We start from the raw sequence: 3,688 nt of genomic DNA on the forward strand, positions 1-3,688 counted from the left end.
GCATCGCGATGATCCTGACTGGTGCCCGTCTTGCCGGCAACGAAGCCGCCGGTATCAGCGCTTCGGCCGGTGCCGCTCGTCACCACGCCGCGCAGGAGCGTCACCAACTCTTCGTGAAACGCCAACTCGGCGCCCGTGGGCGCGCCGAGAGTGCGCAGTCCCTCGTTTTCCGGGCCGAATGCCGTTATTCCGAACGGATCGACCCGCCGACCTGCACGCACTGATGCAAACGCGCCGGCAAGGTCGACGAGCGGCAGCTCGGCGGTGCCAAGGGCGAGACTGGGGACTGCGGGCAGCGGCGCGTCAATGCCAAGATCCCGCGCCGCGGCAACCACCTTGTCGAGTCCGATATCGGTCGCGAGCCGCACCGCCGCCGTGTTGACAGACTGCGCGAAAGCCTGCTCCAGAGTCATCCTGCCGTAGCGGCGGCCGCCGAAATTCTGCGGCTCCCAGCGCTTGACCTGGAGCGGCGAGGCATCGACGACGTCGCCGAGCGAAAAACCGTTACGCAGGGCGGCATAGTAGACGAACAGCTTGAACGCGGAGCCCGGTTGCCGCCGCGCGTCCGCGGCACGATTGAACTGACTTTCATCGTAATCGCGCCCGCCAACCATGGCGACAACGGCACCGTCGGGCCGCATGGCGACAAGCGCGGCCTGTGATGGCCCGCCGCGCCCCGGCATCTTCAGCGTGTCTGCGATGATCCGTTCCGCCGTTTGTTGCAATTCGGGCACCAGCGTCGTTCGCACTGTGACGGTGCGCGCATCTTTGCCGGCCACTTTTGGATACTCGTGCCTGGCGATCCAGTCGCCAAACCAGGAGGTGGCAGGCGCAAACTCAGCAACGGTCTTTGCCTCGGCCGGCGCGCGTTTGGCTTCCGAGGCGGTCCTTTCGTCGATGGCTCCGGTTGCGACCATGGCATCGAGCACCTGCGCGGCCCGCTGACGCGCGGCTTCAGGATTGCGGATTGGATTGTACCCCGAAGGCGCCTGAATCAGACCGGCGAGCATGGCGGCTTCAGCCAAGGAAAGCGCGGCCAAGCTCTTGCCGAAATACACGCTCGCGGCGGACGATACTCCGTAGGCTCCGCCGCCAAGATAGACGCGGTTCAGGTATTCGGTGAGGATCGCGTCCTTATCCATGTGAAAGTCGAGCCATAGCGCTGCGAATGCCTCGCGCAGTTTGCGGTTCATCGACTGTTCGCGCCCGACAAGACCGCGCAGCCTCACGAGCTGCTGGGTGATTGTGCTCCCGCCCTGGACAACCCCGCCGGAATCGAGGTTCACCGTCGCTGCGCGCAGCATCGCGAGGGCATCGATCCCGACATGCTGGTAGAAGCGGCGATCTTCGATGCTCAGCACCGCCTTGACGAGCAGGTCCGGGAAGGCGTTGCGGGCAGCTGCGTCCGCGAGAGGTCCGGCGCGTCCGAGCGAGCGGCCGTCCGCCGCTTTCAGCAGAAGGGAATGCCGGTCGAAGCGCGCCGGCGTGTCAGCAGACGGCGCGCCGTACAGCGCCCACAGGATGCCACCGGTGATCACGATGGCCACAACTAGTGTCGCCATGACCATGCCCTGGATGAACGCCACGATGGCGATACTGCGGCGCCGCACTTCCCCCTCGCCTTTCGTCGCTGTGCGCTTGCCGCGCTGGTCCGCCTTCCGCCGCCACTTCGCCAGGGCTGCGCCCCGCAATTGCGTGAGATATTGCCCAAACGTCATCAGGTCCGACTTGATGGCACTGAACAAGGCCCGCCCAGCCGTCGCACTGCGTAAGCTCCCCGGTTGGTCCTGCCGCGCGCCGGTGGCCTCGGAAGACGGGATCACCTCGGACCCAGTACGCTTGGAAGCGTCCGCCGGCGGACGCTGTACCGAGTCGGCCGCATGCCGCGCAATTTCCGCGGAACCGTCCTGCAGGTCGGAACTATGGCGCATGGGGTTTGCCGGTTCGTGGTTTCAACGTGACAAGGACGCGTCACGCCCGACAACGGCCAAGACCACGATTTCGTTTCCGATCGCGCCTGTCGAATCGCCGCAGTTTCGTGGTCGCCAAACTAGCTCCTCGAGCGAGGAAGCCAACTTGCGGGCCCACGCTCTCAGGCGGCGTGGCTGCACCGCAGAGTCCGACGGGTTGGGCTTAAAGAGCTGTTTGGTGCGCAATCGAGCGCGTCTCTTGGGTCAAAAGCGATCCTGCCCTGAGCCCGTATTTGTGCGATGCCGTTGAAACTCGACGTTTGAGCGTCGAGCCTGCTTGACGCAGGACGTAGCAGCGGCGGGCTCGAATCTCCGCAGGGCCCTGTAAGAGATGCGAAACACGGGCCACCCTGAAACTCCTGACCCTTCCGTCCGTTGATACCGCGGGTCTTGGCCATCGGCTATTGTACCCCTTTTGCGTTGGAGTTTCCGGTGCCGGCATCCCGACCCTACTGGAAGGGTTATCTGAAGCTGTCCTTCGTCTCGTGTCCTATCGCGCTCTATCCCGCAAGCTCGGCCGTCGAGCGGATCTCCTTTCGGCAGGTCAACCGGCGAACAGGCCATCGCCTCAAACAGAAACTCATCGATTCCGTTACCGGCCAAGCCATAGACGCAGCGGACAAGGCGCGCGGCTATGAGGTCGGCGAGAACGAATTTATGCTGGTCGAGGACCGAGACCTTGAACAAGCGCGACGCGAGCGCCCGGCGGCTGGTGAGGTGGAGCTGGCCGTTCCGCCCCGCCGTGAAAGCCCGCCAACCGTTCCCGCCAGCCTTCACGAGGAGGCCGCCAAAGAGGGCACGGTGGAATATGATGATGAAGACGAGGAGGAGGAAGCCGTCACTTTCCCGCGGCTGCAGAACACGCGCACAATCCAAATCGAGCGCTTCCTTCCCGCCGGGCAGATCGATTCGCGATATTTCGAGAAGCCGTACTACATCATGCCCCGCGAGGAGATCAGTCAAGAATCGTTTGCGGTGATCCGAGATGCGATGAGCCGAGAGGCCGTTATCGGCCTTGCGCGCGACTGTCCTCACGCGAGCGGCCGTTTCTGCTCGAGCCGACGGGCCGCGGCCTCCGCAGCGCAACGCTGCGCTTCGCGCACGAGATTCGAAATGAGTCGGAATATTTCAGCGAGATTCCCGAGATGAAGCTGCCGCCCGAAATGATGAAGCTCGCGCAGCACATCATCCAGACGAAGTCGGCCGATTTCGATCCTGCTATGCTGGAGGATCACTATCGCAGCGCGCTCGTGCGCATCCTGCGCAAGAAACAGGCGAAGCCGCCCGCGCAGGCCCCTCCAGTCAAGCCGTCGCGCGAGAACGTCGTCAATCTCATGGACGCGCTCCGGCGAAGCGTCGCCGCCGAGCGCCCGGCAAAGCCTACCCGCCGGAGCAGCGGGGCGAAACCGGCCACGGGAAGGCGCGGCGGGCGCTACCGCAGAGCCGATTGACCCAACGAGCCATAGCTTCAGCGGCGCCCGCTCTTCGAGCCAGTGCAAAGGGTGGCGCTGTCTGACAGCTCATGCCGCTCGAGGAACCCCCTTTCATCAGAAAGGTTCATTTGGAGGCAGGATAGGAGGCGGTGTGTCACTGGTCGAGCCACCGGATAGCGCGCAGGCGATCGTCGACCCGCGGGATGCCGCCGAATCTGCGGGCCTGAGTTATGTTTCCGACGAACGGCCTGGTATTCGGCGCAAGAAGGCGGGGACGGGATTCAG

The 3,688-nt window shown here is 64.3% G+C and carries 3 protein-coding genes; 2 read left to right on the top strand and 1 reads right to left on the bottom strand.

All coding sequences use genetic code 11. From position 1 onward, the window contains the following. Positions 1–1,931, bottom strand: a 1,931-nt coding sequence (locus CP49_RS46065; protein WP_057851245.1) for a transglycosylase domain-containing protein, incomplete at its 3' end; no start/stop codon positions are given. A gap of 429 nt (positions 1,932–2,360) precedes the next feature. On the opposite strand from CP49_RS46065, the gene CP49_RS16335 reads away from it, so the two are divergent. Together CP49_RS16335 and CP49_RS16340 are read left to right on the top strand one after the other, a co-directional pair. Continuing rightward, complete coding sequence (locus CP49_RS16335) at positions 2,361–3,119, top strand: Ku protein (RefSeq protein ID WP_197423130.1); 759 nt, start codon at positions 2,361–2,363, stop codon at positions 3,117–3,119. Beyond that, positions 3,116–3,421 (top strand): Ku family protein, encoded by a 306-nt coding sequence (locus CP49_RS16340; RefSeq protein WP_057851247.1) that lies wholly within the window; start codon positions 3,116–3,118, stop codon positions 3,419–3,421. The genes CP49_RS16335 and CP49_RS16340 overlap by 4 nt, the downstream gene beginning before the upstream one ends. Positions 3,422–3,688: the final 267 nt, after the last annotated feature.

The sequence above is a fragment of the Bradyrhizobium valentinum genome, from assembly GCF_001440405.1.
GTDB lineage: Bacteria > Pseudomonadota > Alphaproteobacteria > Rhizobiales > Xanthobacteraceae > Bradyrhizobium > Bradyrhizobium valentinum.